We start from the raw sequence: 20,613 nt of genomic DNA on the forward strand, positions 1-20,613 counted from the left end.
GGCCCGGCCGCGGTCGTCTCTGACGTGGACCCGGCATGATACCTGAACGGGGCTGATGATTCCCATCCCTACCCTGGCGCGGCTGACCGCGGAGGCGCGCACCGCCGGCCCGCTCCGGCTGGTGGTGGCGGCCGCGGCGAGCGACTCGGCGCTCGGTGCGGCGGCGCTCGCCCGCCGGCAGCGGATCGCCGACGCGGTGCTGGTGGGCGGGCGGTCGGAGATCGCGGCGCGGCTGCGGGCGCTCGGCGAGGATCCGGCGCTGTTCGAGCTGCACGAGGCCGCGAACGACGAGGACGCGGCGCGCCGCGCGGTCGCCATGGTCCGGGGCGGCGAGGCGGCGGTGCTGATGAAGGGCCGGCTCCAGACCGCCGCGCTGCTCGCGGCCATCCTGGATCGCGAGGCCGGGCTCCGCGACGGGCGCCTCCTCTCCGACGTGCTGGTGGCGGATCACCCGCTCTCCGCCGCGCCGCGGCTGCTCGGCGTCACCGACGGCGGCGTGAACGTGGCGCCCGACCTCGGGCAGAAGCGGGCCATCGTGGAGAACGCGGCGGCGCTGTTCCGGGCGCTCGGGCACGACCGGCCGCGGGTGGCCTGCCTGTGTGCGGTCGAGACCGTGACCGAGGCCATGCCCCACACCCGCGACGCGGCCGCGCTCGCCGCCCTGAACGCGCGCGGCGAGCTGACCGGCTGCGTGGTGGGCGGTCCGTTCGCGCTCGACAACGCGCTCTCGGCCGACGCCGCGCGGGAGAAGGGCATCGACCACCCGGTGGCCGGCCGGGCCGACCTCCTGCTCGCGCCCACCATCGAGGTCGGCAACGCGCTCGGGAAGGCGTTCACCTACCTCGCGCACCGGAGCGTCGCGCACGTGATCGTGGGCGCCCGGGCCCCGGTGCTGATCCCGTCGCGGGTGGAGCGCCCGGAGGACAAGCTCTGCTCGATCGCGCTCGGCGTGCTGGCGGCGGCGCGGGGGACCCGGTGAGCGCGGGCGCGGGGCACCGGCCGACCGGCGACGGCGCGGGCGGCGGGCCGCTGGTGCTCGCGGTGAACCCCGGCGCCGGGTCCACCAAGCTCGGCCTGTTCCGCGGCGGCCTGCCGGTGCGCGAGGAGAAGGTGCTCCACCCCGAGGCGATGGCGCGCCCCGCGGCGCGGATCTGGGACGAGCTGCCCGGGCGCGTCGCCGCCGCCGAGGACTTCCTCTCGCGGGCCGGGGTGCGGGCGGGCGTGCTCGCCGCGGTGGCCGGGCGGGGCGGGCTGCTCCCGCCGCTCGCCGCCGGCGCGTACCTGGTGGACGACGCGCTGGTGGCCGAGCTGGAGCGGGCCGCGCACGGCGAGCACGCCTCCAACCTGGGCGCGCCCATGGCGCGGGCCCTGGCCGCGCCGCACGGCTGCCCGGCGCTGGTGGTGGACCCGGTCTCGGTGGACGAGCTCGCGCCGGTGGCGCGCGTCACCGGCCTCGCCGGGGTGGAGCGCACCAGCTTCGTGCACGCGCTCAACCTCCGGGCGGTGGCGCGCCGCCACGCCGCCGCGGCGGGGCGGCCGCTCGAGGCGCTCCGGCTGGTGCTCGCGCACCTCGGCACCGGGATCTCGCTCTGCGCCCTGTCCGGCGGCCGGATGGTGGACGTGGTGAACCCGCGCGACGAGGGGCCGTTCTCGGGCGACCGGGCCGGCGGCGTGCCGGCGAACGCGCTCGTGGAGCTGTGCTTCGCGCCCGGCGCCGACGCACGCAGCGTGAAGCGCCGGCTGTTCGGCGACGGCGGGCTCTACGCGCACCTCGGCACGCGCGACGTCCGCGAGGCGCTGGCGCGCGCGGAGCGCGGCGACGCCCGGGCCGCGCTGCTGGTGGACGCGATGTGCTACCAGGCCGCGAAGGCCGTGGCGGCGATGGCGGTCGCGCTCGACGGGCGGGTGGACGCGATCGTGCTCACCGGCGGCCTCGCCCACCTCGCGCCGGTGGTGGAGGGCGTCCGCCGGCGGGTGGCGTGGATCGCGCCGGTGGAGGTCCATCCGGGCGAGGACGAGCTGCGCGCGCTCGCCGAGGGCGCGCTGCGCGTCCTCTCCGGCGAGGAGCCGGCCCGGCGCTACGCGCCGCTCGATCCGGCGCGCTGACCGCCGGCGCGCGGCGACGGGCCGCGCGCTTCGCCCTCCGACCTCACCGCGGCAGCGCCGCGGCCAGCCGGCGCACCGCCTCGGCCAGCTCGCGCTCGTCGAGGCGGCCGAAGCCGAGCCGGAGGAACGGACGGGCCCGGCGGTCGTGCGCGAACAGGCGGCCCGGCTGCACCGCCACCCCGGCGCGGAGGGCGCGCGCCGCCCACGCCTCCGGGTCGAGGCCGGGCGCGACCCGGCACCAGAGCGCCATCCCGCCCGCCGGCGTCCGGAAGGAGAGCGCGCCGGGGAGCCGCGCGCGCAGCGCCGCCGCGAGCGCCTCGCGCCGCCCCGCGTAGACGCGGCGGGTCCGCCAGGCGTGCCGCTGCGCCTCGCCCTCCTCGAACAGCTCGGCGACCGCCGCCTCCACCGCGAGGTCGCCCTGCCGGTCGAGGAAGCGGCGGTGCGCGGTGACCCGCTCGATCGCGTCCGGCGGGCCGGCCAGCCAGCCGATGCGCAGCCCGGGGGCGAGCACCTTCGAGAGCGTGCCCACGTACACCACCACCCCCGCGCCGTCGGCGCTGGCGAGCGGCGGCACCGGGCGGCCGTCGTAGTGGAACTCGGCGTCGTAGTCGTCCTCGAGCACGAGCAGCCGGGCGCGACGGGCCAGCTCGAGCAGCGCCAGCCGCCGGGCGGGGGCGAGCGTGACGGTGGTCGGGTACTGGTGGTGCGGGGTGAGGTAGACGGCGCGGACGGCGCCGGCCGCGGCGAGCGCCTCGAGGCGCTCCACCTGCAGCCCGCGCGCGTCCACCGGCACCGGGACCGTGCGGAGCCCGGCCAGGCGCAGCGACTCCCACGCCGGCCGGTACCCGAGCGCCTCGACCGCGACGCCGTCGCCGGGCCCGAGCAGCGCCCGCCCGGCGAGCGAGAGCGCCATCTGGGCGCCGCGGGTGACGAGGATCCCGTCCGCCGCCACCGCCAGCCCGCGCGCCTCGCCCAGCATGCGCGCGAGCGCGGCCCGCAGCCGCGGGTGCCCGGCGGCGTCGCCGTAGGACAGGTGCTCGCGACGGCGCAGCGCGCGGCGGTAGGCGCTCCCGAGCGCGGCCACCGGCACGAGCCGCGGGTCGGGCGTGCCGCCGAGGAGCTCGAGCGTGCCGGGCGGCAGCGTCTCCCAGGTCGCGTCGGCCGGGGCGGCGGGCAGGTCGAAGCCGGCGCGCGCGGCCGGGCCGGGCGCGCCCGCGGCCCCGGGTGGCAGGGGCGGGAGGTCGCGCGAGACGAGCGTGGCGCGGGCCGGGTCGGACGCGATCCAGCCCTCGGCGGCCAGCTCCCCGTAGGCGGCGAGCACCGTGTTGCGGTGGACGCCCAGCGTCCGCGCCAGCGCGCGGCTGGAGGGGAGCGGCGCGCCGGGCCGGAGCGCGCCGGCGCGGATGCGCGCGCCGAGCGCGCGGGCGATCTGGACCGAGAGCGGGGCCGGGTCGGCGCGGTCGATCGCGAGCGGGGTCTGCCAGGTGCGCACTGGTCCATCCGATACCTCGAAACTGGACCTTCTCGCCAGACCAGCGCCGCGGCAGGCTGCCCCGATGCGACGCGAGATCTTCCGGGCCGGCCGCGAGGAGGCCCTGGCGCTCCTGCGGCGGGCGCCCACCGTGCACCTCGCCACCACCACCCCCGAGGGCGCGCCGGTGCTGCGCGCGCTCGACGCCGCCGTGCTCGAGGACGGCGTCTGGTTCCACGGCGCGCGCTCCGGCGAGAAGGCCCGCTGCCTGGGCCGGGCGGCGGTGGTCTCCGCCGAGGAGCTGGTGGCGCACCTGCCCAGCTGGATGGCGGACCCGGTGCGCGCCTGCCCGGCCACCACGCTCTACCGGAGCGTCCAGGCGCACGGGACGCTGGAGGAGCTGACCGATCCGGCGCGCAAGGCCGAGGTGCTCTCGGCGCTCATGGCGCGCTGGCAGCCGGAGGGGCGCTACCGGCCCATCCGCGCCGACGATCCGCTCTACGCCGGCGAGCTGCGCGGCCTCCTGGTGCTGGGCGTCCGCCTGGGCGAGGCGCTCGACGGCAAGTGGAAGCTGCTCCAGAACCGGACCCCCGAGCAGATCGGCGCGGCGCTCGAGGGGCTGTGGGCGCGCGGCGCGCCGGGCGACGTCGCCGCCATCGAGGCCGTCCGCGCCGCGAACCCGCACGCGCCGGAGCCCGCGTTCCTCGCCGCCGGGATCCCGGGGGTCCGGCTGCAGGTGGCGCTCGGCGAGGCCGACGCGCCGGCGATCCGGGCGCTCCTCGCCGGCGAGTACTGGTGGGAGGGCGAGCCGCTCGCGCTGGCCGGGCCCTCGCACCTCGCCTCCACCGCGTGGGTGGGCGCCCGTGACGCCGACGGCGCGCTGGTCGCCTCGGCGCGCGCCATGGCCGACCCGCGCCACGCCTGGATCTACGACGTGGTGGTGGCGCCGGCCTGGCGCCGGCGCGGCCTGGGCAAGCGGCTCGTGGCGCTCCTCCTCGACCACCCGGCGGTGCGGCGCACCCGCTTCGTCCGCCTCGTCACCGCCGACGCGCAGGGGCTCTACGCGCGGTTCGGCTTCGTGGACGCGGCGGGCAAGCGGCGCTTCGGGACCTCCACCGAGATGGTGCTGGTTCGCGACCCGCCCGCCGGGGCGGAAGCGTCCTGAGGTCGCTCACGCGGCGGCGCGGGCGCGGCGGCGGCGGAGCCAGACCGCCACCGCCGCCGCCAGCAGCACCGCCCCGAGCACCGCGAGCTCCACCCGGCGCACGCCGCGCTCGGCCGTGCCGAGGTGGTGCGCGAACAGGTAGCCGACCGAGACCACCAGCGGCACCGACAGGAGCGCGGAGAGCCCGTCCGCGAGCGCGAACGTGCGCAGGCGCACCCCGTGCGTCGCGGCGAGGGCGAACGCGGCCAGCCGCAGGCCCGAGGTGTGCCGCGCCACCGCCACCGAGAGGAACGCGTGGCGCGCGAGGTGCGCCTCCAGCCGATCGCGCCGCGCCGGCGTGAGCACGCGCGCCACCGGCCGCGACCGCAGCACCCGCTCGCCGTGCCGGCGCGCCAGGAGGAAGAACGCGAGGTCGCCGAGCACGATCCCGAGCCAGCACACCGCGATGACGAGCGGCAGGCGCAGGTAGCCCTGGTGCGCCAGCGCCCCCGCGCCGAGCTGGGTGGCCTCCTCCGGGATCGGGACGCCCAGCCCCGCGCCGGCCAGCAGGGCCAGCACGGCGAGGTAGCCGAAGCGGGAGAGGAGCGCCTGGAGCACCTCGGGCAATCTACGGCGCGCGGCGCGGGCGCGCGGCTAGAAGTAGCCGAGCACCAGCGCGGCGGCCTCGGTGGCGAGCGGCTGGCGCCGGCCCTCCAGCGCCAGCGAGAGGTCGCGCGCGAGGTGCAGCCGCAGGGCGCCGCCCCACGACCAGGTGGTGCGCGGCGCGGCCTCGGGCAGCCAGCGCCAGCGCGCGTCGGCGAGCAGGACCGCGCGCGTCCCGAGGCGGAGCCGGGCCAGCGCCGAGGGGCCGATGCCCGGGCGCCACCCGGTGCCGCCCGCGCCGGAGAGGCCCGGCGAGGCGCGCAGCTCCAGGTCCCCGGTGGCGGCGAGGTCGAGGCCGCCGGGCAGCGCCGCGGCCAGCCCGCCGCCGAGGTCGCTCGCGAACGCGAGGCACCGATCGCAGCCGCGGTCGCGCACGGTGGTGGCGCCGAAGCTCGCCTTCCAGGACGGCCGCGCGTCGAACCGCGTCACCGGGCTGAGCGAGACGATGCGCACGAGCGCCACGTCGTCGAGGTCCACCCGCCGCTCGCGCGGCGTCCAGCGGAGGCGGGTGGGGAGGAACTCGATCTGCGCGGTGGGCGGGTAGCCCTCGGGCGGATCGCCGAGGTCGTGGAGCGCGAGGCGGGCGTCGAGGAGCACCGTGCCGCCCTGCCCGTCGACCGCGCCGCCGCCCACGCCGAGGCGCAGCGAGCCGTGGCCGCGCTCGGGGCGGCGCGCCTCCGGGAGCGGGAGCGCGAGCGGGGCGCTCGGCACGCCCAGCGCCGCCCGGCGCTCGAGGAGCGCCTGCCGGTCCTGCGCCGCCTTCGGCTCGAAACCGCGGATGAGCTCGCGCGCGTGGCGGAGGTCGAGGAGGTCCACCGCCGCGTCGAGCACCTTCGCCTGCCCGTCCGGCGGGGTGCCCGGCGCGAGCGGCGCGGCCGGGTCGCCGGAGAGCGCCTCCACCTCGCGCAGCTCGGCGCCGGAGAGCCCGCGGGCCCGCGCCTCGAACTGCGTGCGGATGGAGGGCCGGTAGTGGACGCGCCGCACCAGGCCCGGGTTCTCGAACAGCGCCACGACGGTGTCGGAGGGCAGCACCACCGCCCGGCCCACGTGCGAGAGCAGGTCGAGCCGCGGCGCGGCGGCCTCGAGCGCGCCGAGCACGTGGTAGCTGCAGTTCTCGTCGAGGTACCAGTAGTCGAACCAGGTGCCGCCCAGCTCCCACACGTGCGCGCCGAGCAGCGCCACCTCGCCCGGCGTGAGCTCGAGGTCGTACTCCCACAGGTCGCGGGACTCGTAGTCCCCGTACTCGCGGACCTTGTAGTAGTACGGGTAGTACTTGAACTCGCCCTTGAAGAAGCCGAGCAGCCCCTTCGCCGCGTAGAGCAGCGCGTTGCCGGTGTCCACGGTGGCGGCGTAGTCCACCCCGTAGTCGAGCAGCTCGAAGTGCTTGCCGCCGATCGCCTCCGGCGCCTTGTCGAGGCGGAGCAGGGTGTGGCCGAACGCCGAGGCGGGGTTGTTGAGGTAGTACGACGAGAACACCACCGTCACGCCCTGCGGCCGGATCTTGCCGTAGAAGTCCTCGAACTTCGGGCAGCGGCGGGGCGGCAGGCGGGCGAGGTCGAAGCCGAGCCGTCCGCCCAGGAACGCGAAGCGGGCCGGGAAGCGGCACTGCGCGTCGTCGAGCTCCTCGGCCTTCGGCGTGGCGTCGAAGAAGCCGGCCAGCGTCGCCTCCAGCTCGGCGGCCGGGTCGGTCTTCCCGTCGCGGGCGCGGAAGAACTTCCCGCCGTCGGCCTCGCTCTTCCAGCCGCCCAGCGGGCGGCGCCGCCAGTGCCCCAGCTTCAGCCACCCGGGATCCTCCGCCAGCCGGAGCGCGCGGGCCTTCGCCACGAGCTCGGCGAGGTAGGCGGGATCCGGCGCGGCGGTCGCGCCCGCTGCCGGGGCGGCTGCGGGGGCGATCGCGGCCGCGGGCGCCGTCCCGGGATCGGCGGACGGCGAGGCGGGCGCGGCGGGCGGGGACGCGAGCGCGAGGGCGAGGGCGAGCGGGCCGAGCATGCGGGGGGACGAGGGTAAACGAAAGGGGAGCCCTCTCGCGAGGACTCCCCTCTCATGAAGCGGACCGCCGGGCGCTAGCTGCGGCCGCAGCCGAGGGCCGCGTCACCGTGCAGCGTGTCGAGGATCGCCTTCGTCACGTCCTCGTTCGAGGCGCTCTCGCTCGGGAAGATCGCCTTGAAGTTCTTCTGCAGCGCGGCGCCGACCGCGTGCGAGTTCTCGCAGGCGTTGATCACGGTGAGCGCGCCGATGGCCTCGCCCTCGCCGCGGGAGATGTCCTTGGCGAGCGCCTCGCGGTTCGCGTCCACGAAGTTCTTGGTGCCGGCCGTGAACACGCCGCTGCCGCAGTTGGAGGTCCCGGTGGTGATGCCGAAGGTCTGGTTGCCGAAGGTGCCGTTGGTGGTGGCGGCCAGGATCTGGACCGCGCCGGGGGTGCTGCCGAACGCCATGGAGCCGAGGCCACAGCCGGCGGTGCCGTAGCGGCCGGTGCCCTTGATGGCGGAGGCGGTCTGATCGGCGGCGGCGGCCGGCACGGCGAGCAGCGCGGCGACGAGCGCGAGCGTGATGCGGGTCATGTGTCTCCCTTTCGTTCTCGGGGGTTCACACCCCCAGTGAAGTCCCCCACGCATGCTTTCCGTGGAGATCGTTCCCGTATACCGCGCTCTCTCATGCCTGCGAACTTCGCGGACGACCCTTGTCGGGGCCCTGCCGGACGGGACAGGATTTCGGTTGCGGCATCGTGGCGCACTGCGCAATATGGTCGGGCCCAGGCTGATTCCGGAATCAGGAGCGATCATGGCCCTCAAGATCGTGGTGACCGCGAAGCGCGTCGAGGACCCGGAGTCGAAGATCCGCGTGAAGCCGGACGGCTCCGGGATCGTGACCGACGGCGTCAACTACAAGATCAACCCGTTCGACGAGATCGCCGTCGAGGAGGCGCTCCGCCTGAAGGAGCGCCACGGCGGGGAGGTGGTCGTCGCCTCCATCGGTGGGGAAAGGTCGCAGACCGAGATCCGCGCCGCCCTCGCCATGGGCGCCGACCGCGGCATCCTCGTCCGCCACGAGGGCCCGCTCGATCCGGTGGTGGTGTCGGCGCTGCTCGCGAAGCTGGTCGAGCAGGAGAAGCCGGACCTCGTCATCCTCGGCAAGCAGTCCATCGACGACGACCAGAACCAGGCCGGCCAGTACCTGGCCGAGCGGCTCGGCTGGCCGCAGGGCACCTTCGCCTCGAAGACCGAGAGCCTGGAGAGCGAGGCCGAGCAGAAGAAGGAGCCGGGCCTGGTGCTCTCCGCCGACGGCAAGGCGCTCACGGTGGTGCGCGAGGTGGACGGCGGCGTGGAGACGCTGGAGCTGGGCCTGCCGGCGGTGGTGACCACCGACCTGCGCCTCAACAAGCCGCGCTTCGCCTCGCTGCCCGGCATCATGAAGGCCAAGAAGAAGCCGCTCCAGGAGCTGGCCGCCGCCTCCCTCGGCGTGGACCTCGCGCCGAAGGTGGTGGTGAAGCGCCTGGCCGAGCCGCCCGCCCGCAAGGGCGGCGTGAAGGTGGCCGACGTCGAGGAGCTCTGGAAGAAGCTGCACGACGAGGCGAAGGTCCTCTAGCCCACCGTCCGCGCGCCGCGCGGCGATCGAACCTCCGGAGGCGACATGTCGAACGTCCTCATCGTGGCCGAGCAGGGCGGCGGCCAGCTCCGCAAGGCGACGCTCCACGCCATCTCGGCGGGGCGCGCCCTGGCCGCCCGCACCGGCGGCGCGCTCCACCTCGCGCTGCTCGGCAAGGGCGTGCGCCCGCTCGCGGATGCGCTGGCCGCGACCGGCGCCGAGGTGCACGTGGCCGACGCGCCCGCGCTCGAGCACCCGCTCGCCGACGCGTGGGCGCCGGTGATCGCGGACATCGCGAAGGCCTGCGGGGCCGCGTACGTGGGCGCCGCCGCCACCGCGCAGGGCAAGGACCTCCTCCCCCGCGTGGCGGCCCGGCTCGGCGCCGGCATGGCGACCGAGGTGCTCGGCTTCGGCGGCGACGGCGCGGCCGTCACGTTCCGCCGGCCCATGTGGGCGGGCAACGTGCTCGCCGAGGTGGAGATCGCGACGCCGGTGAAGGTGTTCACCGTCCGTGCGACGGAGTTCCCGGCCGCCGAGCAGGGCGCCGGCAAGGGCGCGGTGCACGAGGTGGCGGCCCAGGTGCCGGCCGGCCTGCGCACCCGGCACGTGGCCTTCCGCGAGGTGAAGAGCGAGCGGCCCGAGCTGACCGAGGCGCGGGTGGTGGTGTCGGGCGGCCGCGGCACGAAGGGCGACTTCAAGCCGGTCGAGGCGCTGGCCGACGCGCTCGGCGCCGCGGTGGGCGCGAGCCGCGCCGCGGTGGACGCGGGCTGGGTGCCGAACGACTGGCAGGTGGGGCAGACCGGCAAGGTGGTCGCGCCGGACCTCTACGTGGCGGCGGGCATCTCCGGCGCCATCCAGCACCTCGCCGGCATGAAGGGCTCGAAGGTGATCGTGGCGGTGAACAAGGACCCGGACGCGCCGGTGTTCCAGATCGCCGACTACGGCCTGGTGGCGGACCTGTTCCAGGCGCTGCCGGCGCTCACCGAGAAGGTGAAGGCGTCGAAGTGAGGGCGCCGCGAGGCGCGGCGGTGCGGGCGTGACCGAGGCGGATCTCGAGGGGCTCGGCGTCCACCGCATCGCCATCCCGGTCCCGTTCCCGCAGGCGGGCGGGCCGGTCAACGCGTACCTGGTGGAGGAGGCCGGCGGCGGCCTCCTCATGTTCGACTCGGGCCTCGGCACGCCCGAGGCGCAGGCGGCGCTCGAGGCCGGCTTCCAGCGGCTCGGCCGCCGCTTCGACGAGGTCGACCGCATCGTGGTCTCGCACGGCCACGTGGACCACTACGGCGCCGCGCGCTTCGTGCAGGAGCGGCACGGCGGCCCGGACGTCCCGGTGTTCGGCCACCCGGCCGACGCGCCCAAGATGTCCGAGCAGGGGCCGCGCTGGCGGGAGCTGGCGCCGCGGCTGGCCGCGTACCTGGCGCGCCAGGGCGTGCCGCCCGAGGTGGTCGAGCTGCTCGCGAAGCAGGGCGAGGGCGGCTTCCGCTACGCGCGGCGGCTCCCGGAGATCCGGCCCATCGCCGAGGGGGAGGTGCTGCGCACGCGCCACCTCGCGCTCGAGGTGATGCACATGCCGGGGCACACGCCCGGGCTCCTGTGCCTGTACGAGCGGGAGAAGCGGCTGTTCCTCTCCGACGACCACCTGCTCGAGAAGGTCTCCCCGAACCCGCTCATCGAGCTCGGGCCGGACGGCCAGGACGGCTTCTTCCGCCCGCTGCTCGCCTACCTCGACAGCATCCGCCGCCTGCGCGCGCTGGAGGTGGACCTGGTGCTCCCCGGCCACGGCCCGCCGTTCGGCGGCCACCGCGAGATCATCGACGCCCTGCTCGGCTTCTACGCGAAGCGGCAGGCGCGGCTGCTCGAGCTGCTCCAGGGCGGGCCGCAGACCGCGCACGAGCTCGCCCGCGCGCTCTGGCCCCGCGCCCGCCCCACCGACGCGTTCCTCACCCTCTCGGAGACGGTGGCGAACCTGGAGGTGATGGAGTCGCGCGGCGAGGTGCGGCGCGATCGCGCGGCCGAGCCCTGGCGCTACCTGGCCGCCTGACCGGGGCGGCGGCGCCGCTCGACAAGCGCGGCGCCATCGGGCATTCAAGGCGCCATGCTCGAGCTGCTCGGCCAGGCCGACACGTGGATCTCGCTCGTCACGCTCTCCGCCATGGAGATCGTGCTCGGCATCGACAACGTGGTGTTCCTCACCATCCTCGCCGGACGGCTGCCGCAGGAGCAGCAGGGCAGGGCGCGCAAGCTGGGCCTCTCCTTCGCGCTGCTCACCCGGCTCGGCCTGCTGTTCGCCATCAGCTGGGTGATGGGGCTGACCCGGCCGCTGTTCTCGGTGCTCGGCCGGGAGGTCTCCGGGCGCGACCTCATCCTGCTGGGCGGCGGCCTGTTCCTCATCGCCAAGGCCACCCACGAGATCCACGACAAGCTCGAGGTCGAGCACGCCGAGGAGCGGAAGGCCGGCGGCGGCGCCGCGTTCTGGGCGGTCATCGTGCAGATCGCGCTGCTCGACATCGTGTTCTCGCTCGACTCGGTCATCACCGCGGTGGGGATGGCGAAGCACCTGCCGGTGATGGTCGCGGCGATGGTCCTGGCGGTCGGCGTGATGCTCGTCTTCGCCGACGCCATCGGCGGCTTCGTGGAGCGCCACCCCACCATCAAGATGCTGGCGCTGTCGTTCCTCATCCTCATCGGCGTGATGCTGGTGGCGGAGGGGCTCGGGAAGCACATCGAGAAGGGCTACGTCTACTTCGCCATGGCGTTCTCGCTCGGGGTCGAGCTCCTGAACATGCGCGTGCGCAAGGCGCGGCAGGCGCCGGTCCACCTGCACGGGCGCTTCGAGGAGGAGCGGGCCGGGCGCTAGCGCCGCCCGCCGTCCGCCGTGGCCGACCTCGCCCTGCTCGTCCTCACGCTGCTGTGGGGGACCACCTTCGCGCTGGTGAAGGAGGCGCTCGAGATCGCCTCGCCCGGCGTGTTCCTCACCGCCCGCTTCGGCCTGGCCGCGGTGGCGCTGCTCGCCGCCTGGGCGCTCCGGCCGCGCGCGCCGCTCGGCGAGGGGTTCTGGCGGCACGGGATCCTGCTCGGCCTCACCATGCTGGTGGGGTTCGTGCTCCAGACGGTCGCGCTCCGGCACACCACGCCCTCGCGCTCCGGGTTCATCACCGGCCTGAACGTGCTGGTGGTGCCGATCGTCGCCCGCTGGTTCCTGGGGCGCCGGGTGCGCCTCGCGTTCTGGGTGGGCGTGACGTTCGCGCTCGCCGGGCTGGTGCTGCTGACGCGGCCGTTCACCCCCGGTGCGGTCACGGAGGAGGTCCGCTTCGGCGACCTGCTCACGCTGTTCTGCGCGGTCGCCTACGGGCTCCAGGTGACGTTCACCTCGGAGTGGGCGCCTCGCCACCCGCTCGCGCCGTTCGTGGCGGTGCAGGTGCTGGTGACGCTGGCCGGCGCGCTCGTGCTCGCCCCGCTGGAGGGGCCGCGCTTCGATCTGGCCGGGGCCGGCCACTTCCTCGCGGTGGTGGCCTTCACCGGCCTCGTCATGACCGCGCTCGCGTTCTTCGTCATGAACTGGGGCCAGCGCCACACCACCGCGGTGCGGGCCGCGCTCATCTTCTCGCTCGAGCCCGCCGCGGCGGCGGTGTTCAGCTGGCTGTACTACGGGGAGCCGCTCGGGCCGCTCGACTGGGCCGGCGGGGGGCTCATGGTGCTCGGGGTGGTGGCCGGCGAGGTGGGCGGGGTGCTGGAGGCCCGCGCCGCCGAGGCCCGGGCCCGCGCCCGCGCGGGCGCGCCCGCGGCGTAGCCGGTCGAGGCGCCGCGGCCGGCCCGCGCCGCGCGGCCGGACCTCTGCTACCTTCGGCCCGATGCGACGCACGCACCTCCCGCACGCCCTCCTCGCGGCGCTCGCCCTGTCGGTCGCCGCCTGCCGGCACGCGCCCCCGCCCGCGCCGGCGCGCACCGCCGACGAGGCGCTCCGCGAGGTGCCGCCGTCCGACTTCCCGGCGTTCGCCGACGACCTCGACTACGCCGGCCTGGAGGACGCGATCGGCCGCTCCGAGACCTGGCTGGCGCGGCTCGCCGCCTCGGATCCGGGCCGGACGTTCGCCTACGGCAGGGAGCGCGTCCCGCTCGCGCGCGTGCAGGCCACGCTGGCGCGCTTCCGCGCGATCGTGGCGGCGCGGCCCGCGCCGGCGGCGCTGCGCGAGACGCTCCGCCGCGAGTTCCGCGCGTTCCGCTCCGCCGGCGACGGGCGCGGGACGGTGCTGTTCACCGGCTACTACCTGCCGGAGCTGCGCGGCGCGCTCGCCCGCGGCGGCCCGTACCAGGTGCCGCTGCACCGCGCGCCGGACGACCTGGTGGTGGTGCGCGCGCGCGACTTCCCGCAGGTCGCGGAGGACGTCGTCGGCCGCGTGGAGCAGGGCCGGCTCGTCCCGTACCCGACCCGCGCCGACATCGCGCGCGGCGCGCTCGCCGGCAAGGGCGCGGAGCTCTGCTACGTGGACTCGGCGCTCGACGCGTTCTTCCTCGAGATCCAGGGGAGCGGGGTGGTGCGCCTCGAGGACGGCAGCGCGCGCGTGGTCACCTTCGCCGGCAAGAACGGCCAGCGCTACGCCGCGGTGGGCGCGGAGCTGATCCGGCGCGGCGCGCTCCGGCGCGAGGAGGTGTCGATGCAGTCGATCCGCGCCTGGCTGCTCGCGCACCCGGAGGAGCAGGCGGGCGTGCTCGCCACCAACCCGTCCTACGTGTTCTTCCGGTTCGCCGACGACGCCATCGGCGCGCTCGGCGTCCCGGTCACCCCGGACCGCACCGTCGCCGCCGACGCGAAGGTGTTCCCGAAGGGCGGGCTCGCGTTCCTGGAGACGGAGCGGCCGGTGGACGCGACCTCGGCCGTCATGCGCCCGTTCTCGCGCTTCGTCCTCGACCAGGACGCGGGCGGGGCCATCCGCACCTCCGGGCGCGTGGACCTGTACCTCGGCAGCGGCCCCTACGCCGCGAACGCCGCCGGCCGCATGAAGCAGCCGGGGCGCCTCTGGTACCTGCTGCTCAGGTAGGGCTCCCGCCCGCGGCCGACGGCCCACCGCGGGCGGGATCGGCGCGCCGGTGCCGAGCGGCCCGCTCGCCCCGGGCGCGCCGAGGGGCGAGCGGGTCCCGCCGGCTAGACGTCCGGCGCCTCGGCGACGGCGCCGTTCGCGGCGGTGCCCTCCATGCCGCGCGGCAGCACCAGGTTGAGCAGGATGCCGACGTAGGTGGCGAGCGGCATGGCGTCGATCTTCACCGAGCCGAAGTGCATCTCGGCGCCGCCCACGCCGATGACCAGCACCACCGAGGCGATGATCAGGTTCCGCTTCTGCGAGAAGTCGATGCCCGCCTCGACCAGCATGCGGATGCCGGCGGAGGCGATGATCCCGAACAGCAGGATGCAGATGCCGCCCATCACCTGGGTCGGGATGGAGCGGATGAGCGCGCCCACCGGCGGCAGGAAGGACATCAGGACCGCGAGCACCGCCGCGCCGCCGATCACCCACACCGAGAAGACGCGGGTGATGGCCATGACGCCGATGTTCTCGCCGTAGGTGGTGTTGGGCGGGCCGCCCAGCGCGCCGGAGATCATGGTCGCGACGCCGTCGCCGGCGAGCGAGCGGTGCAGGCCCGGGTCCTTCACGAAGTCCCGGCCGACCACGTTGTTCGTGACGATGAGGTGGCCGATGTGCTCGGTGATGACCACGAGCGAGATGGGCGCGAGCGTGATGATGGCCGCCCAGGTGAACCGCGGGAGCACGAAGGGCGGCACCGCCAGCGGCCGCGCCGCCGCGACGCCGGAGAGGTCCACCTGGCCGGCGAGGAGCGCCACCACGTAGCCGCCCACGATGCCGATGAGCACCGGGATGACGCCCAGGAAGCCCTTCAGGAACACCGCCGCCAGGATGGCGATGGCGAGCGACGCGAGCGCCACCGCGAAGAACTCCGGTCGGTAGGTGGGGCCGCCGCCGTTCATGGCCATGTTGACCACCGCCACGCGGGCGAGGCCGAGGCCGATGACCATCACCACCGAGCCGATCACCACCGGCGGGAGCAGGCGGTCGATCCAGCCGGTGCCGAACTTCGCGATGAGCGCCGCCACCACGAGGTAGCAGACGCCCACCGCCACGCAGCCGCCCATGGCCACGGCCACCCGGTCGGCCGGTGCGGCCTGGCCGGGCGCGACCCCGATGATGGCGGAGAGCGCGGCGATGAACGCGAACGAGGAGCCGAGGTAGGCCGGGATCTTCCCCTTCGTGATGAAGATGTAGACGAGCGTGCCGACACCGCTGGTGAACAAGGTCACCGAGGTGTCGAGCCCGACCAGGAACGGCACCAGCACGGTGGCGCCGAACATGGCGAACAGGTGCTGCAGCGACAGGGGAATGCTCTGGAGCAGCGGCAGCCGCTCCCCGACGTCCACGGTCCTCTTCATGGTCCCTCCTCGAGATGCGCCACGCGACGCGCCCGCTCGCCCGGGCGCTGGCCGCGAGGCGGCCGGGGTGCCGGAGGGCTGGGGCGGCGCATCATGCCCTCCCGCCCTGACACCCGCCAGAGGGGTGCGGGGCGGCGCTCGGCCGCGGGAGAACCCCCCATCGCGGGGAGACCTCGGGGCGAACCCACCCTGGCGCGGACCGGTTCGCCTGGCCGCGAGAGGATCCCTAGGGTCCTCGAAGGAGGTGTTCCATGGCGGAGGAGAAGAAGAAGGGCGGGTTCCATTCCCTCGAGAAACGGATCCACCAGATCGAGGAGGAGGACCGGAGCCAGGCGGCCCAGGAGTCGAAGCCGGAGGAGAAGAAGGCGCCGGCGAAGGAGCCGCCGAAGAAGTAGCGGCGGGGTCCGCGGGCCCTGCCGCGCGCCTTTGTCGGGCGCCCGTTGTAGAACGGGCGCCCGATGAGGCGCCCGCCGATCGAGCTCCACCGGGGCGAGCTGAAGGTCACCGGCTCGTCCCTCCACCTCGACGCCACCCGGCGGGTCGAGTGCGCGTTCGTGTCGCACGCGCACGGCGATCACATCGGGCGCCACGATCGGACCATCGCCACCGCGCCCACGCTGGCGCTCATGCGCCACCGGCTGGGCGAGGGGAAGCGCCGCAAGACCGAGCACCTGCCCGCCTCCTACCGCTCGCCGTTCGGCCTGGGCGAGCTGACGCTGGAGCTGTTCCCGGCCGGCCACGTGCTCGGCTCGGCCCAGGTGCGGGTGACGCGCAACGGCGTCTCGCTCGGCTACTCGGGCGACCTCTGCACCGAGCCCACCCACGCCGCCGAGCGCGCCGAGGTGATGGGCTGCGACGTGCTCGTGATCGAGTCCACCTTCGGTCACCCGCGGTACGTGTTCCCGCCGAAGGACCAGACGCTCGCGGCGGTCCGCCGCTTCGTGGACGACGCGCTCGCCGACGGCGTCACGCCGGTGCTGCTCGGCTACGCGCTCGGCAAGGCGCAGGAGATCCTGAAGTACCTCTCCGACCTCGGCTACGCCTGCCGCGCGCACCCGGTGGTCCACGCGGTGAACAAGGTCTACGAGGCGCACGGGGTGGCGCTGCCCAACGTGCGGCCGCTCGGGCCGGAGGGCGCCGGGATGGACGAGGTGGTGGTGTGCCCCCCGCACCTCGCCCGCAGCCCCGCCATGCGCGGCCTCCGCAAGCGCCGCACCGCCATCCTCACCGGCTGGGCCATCGACGGCGGCCGCTTCTTCCGCGGCGTGGACGCGGCGTTCCCGCTGTCCGACCACGCCGACTTCCCCTCGCTGGTGCGCTACGCCCGCGCCACCGGCGCCGGCCGGGTGTTCACGGTCCACGGCCACGAGGACGCGCTCGCCGCCGCGCTCCGCAAGGAGGGGATCCGCGCCGAGCCCCTGCGCGAGCACATGCAGCTCGAGCTGATTTGAGGTGTCGCGGGCCCGGGTGAGGTAGATCTCCCCCGTGATCCAGCTCACCGTCACGGCGGACGCGGCCGGCCAGCGGCTCGACAAGCTCGTGCGCAAGGCGCTGCGCGACGTCCCGCTCAGCCACGTCTACAAGATGTTCCGCACGCGCAAGGTGCGGGTGAACGGCCAGCGCGGGAAGGCCGACCAGCTCGTCGCCGAGGGCGACGTGGTGGTGATCCGCGGGGACGAGGAGCGGCTGCTCGCGAAGGCGGCGCCGGCCGCCCCGGGCGGCGCGCCGCGGGTGACGTTCGGCGTGCTGCACGAGGACGCGGACCTGCTCGCGGTGGACAAGCCGGCCGGCCTCGCCGCGCACCCCGGCACCGGGATCGAGGGCGCCACGCTGGTGGAGATGGCGCGCGGGTACCTGAGGACGCCCGACGACCTCCCGCCCACCGAGTTCAAGCCCTCGCCGGCGCACCGGCTCGACCGCGACACCTCGGGCGTGGTGCTGGTGGCGAAGCACCGGAAGGCGATGGTGCGCCTCACCGAGACGTTCACCAGCGGCGAAGGCGTCCACAAGACCTACCTCGCGCTCGTGAAGGGGAAGATGCCGCGCGAGGCGGGCACCATCGACCTGCCGCTGTCCGAGCACGAGCAGACGTCGAGATCGAAGGCCCTGCGCGGGGTGAACTTCCAGGAGGCGCTGACCCGCTGGAAGGTGGTGTCCGCCGCGAAGGAGATCTCGCTCCTCGCCGTCACCATCGAGACCGGCCGCACGCACCAGATCCGCCGGCACCTCGAGGCGGTGGGGCACCCGGTGGCGGGCGACCGGCGCTACGGCGACTTCGCGTTCAACCGGACCGCGCGGACGCGCTGGGGGCTGCGCCGCATGGGGCTGCACGCGTGGAAGCTGGAGGTCCCACATCCCCTCACCGGCGCGCCGCTCCGGCTCGAGGCGCCGTTCCCGGCGGAGCTCGCCGAGGTCCTCTCCCGCGCGAACCTGAAGCTCCCCGGGTCGCCCACCGGCGCACACGCGCCCGCCGCGCGCCGCGACGGACCGCACCGCGAGCGTTGAACTCCAGGGCAGGGCACGCATAGATTCGGCCACCCCATGCGCGAGCCCGGCGATCCCCAGCAGCCACCCGAGGAGCCCTCCTCGCGCGTGGTCCTCGACGGGCTGCCGCCCGAGCGCCCGCTGCGCCGGCGGCTCCTCCGCTGGGGGCTGTTCGCCGCGATCGCGGCGGTGAACGCGGCGATCGTGGTGGCGGTGGTCGGCTGGCTCGTCTTCTCGCGCGGGCTGCCGGACATCCCCACCCTGGAGCAGTACCGCCCGCCCATCATCACCGAGATGATCTCGGCCGACGGCCAGATCGCCGGCGAGTTCTTCGTGGAGCGCCGCAAGGTCGTCCCCTACGCGCGCATCCCGAAGCGCGTCATCCAGGCGTTCATCGCCTCGGAGGACAAGAACTTCTTCGAGCACGGCGGCATCGACCTGCTCGGCACGCTCCGCGCCGCGGTGAAGACCTACGTGCTCCGGTCGCGCATCCAGGGCGCCTCGACGCTCACGCAGCAGACCGCCAAGGCGCTCCTCATCAGCGCCGAGGGCTTCGAGCGCGGCACCGAGCGCAGCCTGCGCCGCAAGATCCGGGAGCTGATCCTGGCGCGGCGCCTCGAGGCGCGCTTCACGAAGGAGCAGATCCTCTGGATCTACCTGAACGGCGTGTACCTCGGGCACCACAGCTACGGGGTGCAGTCGGCGGCGGAGAACTACTACCGCAAGAACGTCGAGGACCTGACGCTGGAGGAGGCGGCGCTCATCGCCGGCCTGCCGCAGGCGCCCTCGCGCTACTCGCCGTTCTCGCGGCCGGAGGCGGCCGCCGAGCGGCGGCGCTACGTGCTCCGGCGCATGGCCGAGGAGGGGATGATCACCGAGGCCGAGCGCCGCTCCGCCGAGAAGGCCGAGGTGAAGGTGTTCGGCGTGGACGACGTGTTCCGCGAGACCGCGCCGTTCTACGTGGAGACGGTGCGCCGGCAGGTGGTGGACCGCTACGGCAACGACCGGCTGCTGCACGACGGGCTGCGGGTCGAGATGGCGATGGACCTCGAGAAGCAGCGCGCCGCGCAGGCGGCCGTGCTGAAGGGGCTCGTCGAGGTGGACCAGCGGCAGGGCTTCACCGGGCCGGTGGCGAAGGTGGCCGGCGCGGAGCGGACCGCGCTCGGCACGCGCCTCGCGAAGACGTGGCCGAAGGGGACGCTGCGCCCCGGCGACTTCTGCGTCGGCATCGTGGACCGGGTGGACGACCGGGCCGGGATCGTCGAGGTGGAGGTGGGCGAGACGCGCGGCGTGCTGCCCATCTCCGGCATGCGCTGGGCCCGCAAGCCGAACCCGGTGGTGTCCTACGCCGACTCGCTCCTCTCCCGCCCCTCGAGCGCGCTCCACGCCGGCGACGTGGTGGTGCTGAAGCGCGTCGACCGCGCCGAGCTGCAGAAGAAGGAGGCGCAGCTCGGGGTGGGCAGGCCGAAGGACGTGCCCGAGGCGCCGGTGCTGTTCTCCCTGCAGCAGGATCCCACGCTGCAGGGCGCGCTCGTGGCGGTCGATCCCGGCACGGCCTACGTCACCGCCATGGTGGGCGGCTACGACTTCGAGGCGTCCGAGTTCAACCGCGCCTTCCAGGCCTGCCGCCAGCCCGGCTCGGCGTTCAAGCCGGTCGTCTACTCCGCCGCGGTGGAGAAGCTCGACTACACCCCGGCGACCATCCTCACCGACGCGCCCATCGTGTTCCGCGACGACGAGTCGAGCTGGAAGCCGCAGAACTACGGCGAGGACTTCAAGGGCGACGTCACGCTGCGCACCGCGCTCGTCAACTCGATGAACATCCCGGCGGTGAAGACCGCCGAGGCGCTCAACGCGAAGCTCGGGCCGGCGGGGCTGGGGGACTGGGCGAAGGCGCTCGGGATCACCACGCCGGTGAAGCAGGAGCTGGGCAGCGCGCTCGGCTCGTCCTGCGTGACGCCCTGGGAGCTCACCAACGTGTACGCGCTGTTCGCGCGGTACGGCGAGAAGCGCCCCAGCGCGTTCGTGAAGCGCGTGCTGGATCGCGACGGGCGCGTCCTCGAGGACCGCGTGGACTACCGCGATCCGTGGGTCGGGCTCGACGAGCGGCTGGCCGGCGCGGTGGCCGAGGTGACGCGCCCGCGCGAGCAGGTGATGGACCCGCGCAGCGCCTACATCCTGGTCCGCCTCATGCGCGAGGTCGCGACGGTCGGGACCGGCGCGCGCGCCGCCGCGCTGGGGAAGCCGGCGGCCGGCAAGACCGGCACCACCAACGACTCCTTCGACACCTGGTTCATGGGCTTCACCCGCGACCTCGCCACCGGCGTGTGGCTCGGCTACGACGTCAACGTCACGCCGCTCGGCCGCTACGAGACCGGCGGCCACGCGGCGCTGCCCATCTGGCTCGACTTCATGTCGGCGGCGCTGAAGGGCCGGGCGCAGCCCGAGTTCGAGGCGCCGTCGGGCATCGTCGAGGTGCGGATCGACCCGGCCACCGGCAAGGCGGTGGCGGACGGCGCCGGCGGCGTGCCGGAGCCGTTCAAGCAGGGGACCGAGCCCGTGCTCGCCGACGCCGAGAAGAAGCAGGTCGAGGTGCAGGACCTGTTCATGCAGTAGTCGCGCAGGAGATCGCTCGGGCTGCGTCCCGCGGTCGTGGTTCGCGCCGGCCTCCCGGGCGCGCACGCGACGTGCGCGGAGGTGCGTGCGCCGCCGCCGCGG

The 20,613-nt window shown here is 75.2% G+C and carries 18 protein-coding genes; 13 read left to right on the forward strand and 5 right to left on the reverse strand.

Annotated features, from left to right (window positions below):
- Nucleotides 1-55 precede the first annotated feature (55 nt).
- Entirely contained in the window at nucleotides 56-979 is a 924-nt protein-coding gene (locus tag ANAEK_RS00230) for a phosphate acyltransferase (protein ID WP_012524126.1), read from the forward strand.
- A complete protein-coding gene (gene buk / locus ANAEK_RS00235; protein WP_012524127.1) occupies nucleotides 976-2,106 on the forward strand; it encodes a butyrate kinase in 1,131 nt (376 codons plus the stop codon). Before ANAEK_RS00230 ends, buk begins: the two co-directional genes overlap by 4 nt.
- Before the next feature lie 43 nt (nucleotides 2,107-2,149).
- On the opposite strand, the gene ANAEK_RS00240 is transcribed toward buk, so the two are convergent.
- Nucleotides 2,150-3,598, reverse strand: coding sequence for a PLP-dependent aminotransferase family protein (locus ANAEK_RS00240; protein WP_012524128.1), 1,449 nt, complete (start codon nucleotides 3,596-3,598; stop codon nucleotides 2,150-2,152).
- 64 nt (nucleotides 3,599-3,662) lie between these two features.
- Between ANAEK_RS00240 and ANAEK_RS00245 the strand changes: the two genes are divergently transcribed.
- Nucleotides 3,663-4,742 carry a GNAT family N-acetyltransferase gene (locus ANAEK_RS00245; RefSeq protein WP_012524129.1) on the forward strand — a complete coding sequence of 360 codons (1,080 nt, stop codon included), beginning with the start codon at nucleotides 3,663-3,665 and terminating at the stop codon, nucleotides 4,740-4,742.
- A gap of 6 nt (nucleotides 4,743-4,748) precedes the next feature.
- Here the strand turns inward: ANAEK_RS00245 and ANAEK_RS00250 are convergent, their stop codons facing one another.
- The 3 genes from ANAEK_RS00250 to ANAEK_RS00260 form a co-directional block, all read right to left on the reverse strand.
- Nucleotides 4,749-5,339, reverse strand: a complete 591-nt coding sequence (locus tag ANAEK_RS00250) for a DedA family protein (RefSeq protein ID WP_012524130.1) — start codon at nucleotides 5,337-5,339, stop codon at nucleotides 4,749-4,751.
- Between the two features lie 36 nt (nucleotides 5,340-5,375).
- Nucleotides 5,376-7,373: a DUF4105 domain-containing protein gene (locus ANAEK_RS00255; protein WP_012524131.1), complete on the reverse strand. Its 1,998-nt coding sequence runs from the start codon at nucleotides 7,371-7,373 to the stop codon at nucleotides 5,376-5,378.
- Nucleotides 7,374-7,447: 74 nt separating this feature from the next.
- Nucleotides 7,448-7,945, reverse strand: coding sequence for a DUF3015 domain-containing protein (locus tag ANAEK_RS00260; RefSeq protein WP_012524132.1), 498 nt, complete (start codon nucleotides 7,943-7,945; stop codon nucleotides 7,448-7,450).
- A gap of 220 nt (nucleotides 7,946-8,165) precedes the next feature.
- Here ANAEK_RS00260 and ANAEK_RS00265 point away from each other — a divergent pair, with 220 nt between their 5' ends.
- The 6 genes from ANAEK_RS00265 (at nucleotide 8,166) to ANAEK_RS00290 (ending at nucleotide 14,008) form a co-directional block, all read left to right on the forward strand.
- Nucleotides 8,166-8,969: an electron transfer flavoprotein subunit beta/FixA family protein gene (locus tag ANAEK_RS00265; RefSeq protein ID WP_012524133.1), complete on the forward strand. Its 804-nt coding sequence runs from the start codon at nucleotides 8,166-8,168 to the stop codon at nucleotides 8,967-8,969.
- Nucleotides 8,970-9,014: 45 nt separating this feature from the next.
- A complete protein-coding gene (locus ANAEK_RS00270) occupies nucleotides 9,015-9,977 on the forward strand; it encodes an electron transfer flavoprotein subunit alpha/FixB family protein (RefSeq protein ID WP_012524134.1) in 963 nt (320 codons plus the stop codon).
- Between the two features lie 28 nt (nucleotides 9,978-10,005).
- Nucleotides 10,006-11,010 (forward strand): MBL fold metallo-hydrolase, encoded by a 1,005-nt coding sequence (locus tag ANAEK_RS00275; RefSeq protein WP_012524135.1) that lies wholly within the window; start codon nucleotides 10,006-10,008, stop codon nucleotides 11,008-11,010.
- A 54-nt stretch (nucleotides 11,011-11,064) separates the two neighbouring features.
- On the forward strand, nucleotides 11,065-11,826 hold the full coding sequence (locus tag ANAEK_RS00280) for a TerC family protein (RefSeq protein WP_012524136.1): 762 nt from the start codon (nucleotides 11,065-11,067) through the stop codon (nucleotides 11,824-11,826).
- A gap of 18 nt (nucleotides 11,827-11,844) precedes the next feature.
- On the forward strand, nucleotides 11,845-12,759 hold the full coding sequence (locus ANAEK_RS00285) for a DMT family transporter (RefSeq protein ID WP_012524137.1): 915 nt from the start codon (nucleotides 11,845-11,847) through the stop codon (nucleotides 12,757-12,759).
- Nucleotides 12,760-12,820: 61 nt separating this feature from the next.
- Entirely contained in the window at nucleotides 12,821-14,008 is a 1,188-nt protein-coding gene (locus ANAEK_RS00290; RefSeq protein WP_012524138.1) for a murein transglycosylase A, read from the forward strand.
- Between the two features lie 104 nt (nucleotides 14,009-14,112).
- Here ANAEK_RS00290 and uraA read toward each other — a convergent pair whose 3' ends face one another.
- Nucleotides 14,113-15,411, reverse strand: a complete 1,299-nt coding sequence (gene uraA / locus ANAEK_RS00295) for a uracil permease (protein ID WP_012524139.1) — start codon at nucleotides 15,409-15,411, stop codon at nucleotides 14,113-14,115.
- Between the two features lie 251 nt (nucleotides 15,412-15,662).
- On the opposite strand from uraA, the gene ANAEK_RS23085 reads away from it, so the two are divergent.
- The 4 genes from ANAEK_RS23085 to ANAEK_RS00310 all read left to right on the forward strand — a co-directional run bounded on the left by ANAEK_RS23085 (nucleotide 15,663) and on the right by ANAEK_RS00310 (nucleotide 20,511).
- Complete coding sequence (locus tag ANAEK_RS23085; protein WP_012524140.1) at nucleotides 15,663-15,806, forward strand: hypothetical protein; 144 nt, start codon at nucleotides 15,663-15,665, stop codon at nucleotides 15,804-15,806.
- 63 nt (nucleotides 15,807-15,869) lie between these two features.
- Nucleotides 15,870-16,862 carry an MBL fold metallo-hydrolase gene (locus tag ANAEK_RS00300; protein WP_012524141.1) on the forward strand — a complete coding sequence of 331 codons (993 nt, stop codon included), beginning with the start codon at nucleotides 15,870-15,872 and terminating at the stop codon, nucleotides 16,860-16,862.
- A 34-nt stretch (nucleotides 16,863-16,896) separates the two neighbouring features.
- Nucleotides 16,897-17,916, forward strand: a complete 1,020-nt coding sequence (locus ANAEK_RS00305; protein ID WP_012524142.1) for an RluA family pseudouridine synthase — start codon at nucleotides 16,897-16,899, stop codon at nucleotides 17,914-17,916.
- 36 nt (nucleotides 17,917-17,952) lie between these two features.
- The gene (locus tag ANAEK_RS00310) at nucleotides 17,953-20,511 is read left to right on the forward strand and encodes a penicillin-binding protein 1A (RefSeq protein ID WP_012524143.1); all 2,559 of its coding nucleotides are present in this window, start codon (nucleotides 17,953-17,955) and stop codon (nucleotides 20,509-20,511) included.
- The last annotated feature ends 102 nt before the right edge of the window (nucleotides 20,512-20,613 follow it).

This window comes from Anaeromyxobacter sp. K, assembly GCF_000020805.1.
GTDB classification, from domain to species: Bacteria; Myxococcota; Myxococcia; order Myxococcales; family Anaeromyxobacteraceae; genus Anaeromyxobacter; species Anaeromyxobacter dehalogenans.

Excerpts from the sequence above, each read along its gene's own strand:
- ANAEK_RS00230 (WP_012524126.1), top strand. The coding sequence starts at position 56 with ATGATTCCCATCCCTACCCTGGCGCGGCTGACCGCGGAGGCGCGCACC.
- ANAEK_RS00245 (WP_012524129.1), top strand. The coding sequence starts at position 3,663 with ATGCGACGCGAGATCTTCCGGGCCGGCCGCGAGGAGGCCCTGGCGCTC.
- ANAEK_RS00255 (WP_012524131.1), bottom strand. The coding sequence starts at position 7,373 with ATGCTCGGCCCGCTCGCCCTCGCCCTCGCGCTCGCGTCCCCGCCCGCC.
- ANAEK_RS00260 (WP_012524132.1), bottom strand. The coding sequence starts at position 7,945 with ATGACCCGCATCACGCTCGCGCTCGTCGCCGCGCTGCTCGCCGTGCCG.
- ANAEK_RS00265 (WP_012524133.1), top strand. The coding sequence starts at position 8,166 with ATGGCCCTCAAGATCGTGGTGACCGCGAAGCGCGTCGAGGACCCGGAG.
- ANAEK_RS00270 (WP_012524134.1), top strand. The coding sequence starts at position 9,015 with ATGTCGAACGTCCTCATCGTGGCCGAGCAGGGCGGCGGCCAGCTCCGC.
- ANAEK_RS00280 (WP_012524136.1), top strand. The coding sequence starts at position 11,065 with ATGCTCGAGCTGCTCGGCCAGGCCGACACGTGGATCTCGCTCGTCACG.
- ANAEK_RS00290 (WP_012524138.1), top strand. The coding sequence starts at position 12,821 with ATGCGACGCACGCACCTCCCGCACGCCCTCCTCGCGGCGCTCGCCCTG.
- uraA (WP_012524139.1), bottom strand. The coding sequence starts at position 15,411 with ATGAAGAGGACCGTGGACGTCGGGGAGCGGCTGCCGCTGCTCCAGAGC.
- ANAEK_RS23085 (WP_012524140.1), top strand. The coding sequence starts at position 15,663 with ATGGCGGAGGAGAAGAAGAAGGGCGGGTTCCATTCCCTCGAGAAACGG.
- ANAEK_RS00300 (WP_012524141.1), top strand. The coding sequence starts at position 15,870 with ATGAGGCGCCCGCCGATCGAGCTCCACCGGGGCGAGCTGAAGGTCACC.
- ANAEK_RS00310 (WP_012524143.1), top strand. The coding sequence starts at position 17,953 with ATGCGCGAGCCCGGCGATCCCCAGCAGCCACCCGAGGAGCCCTCCTCG.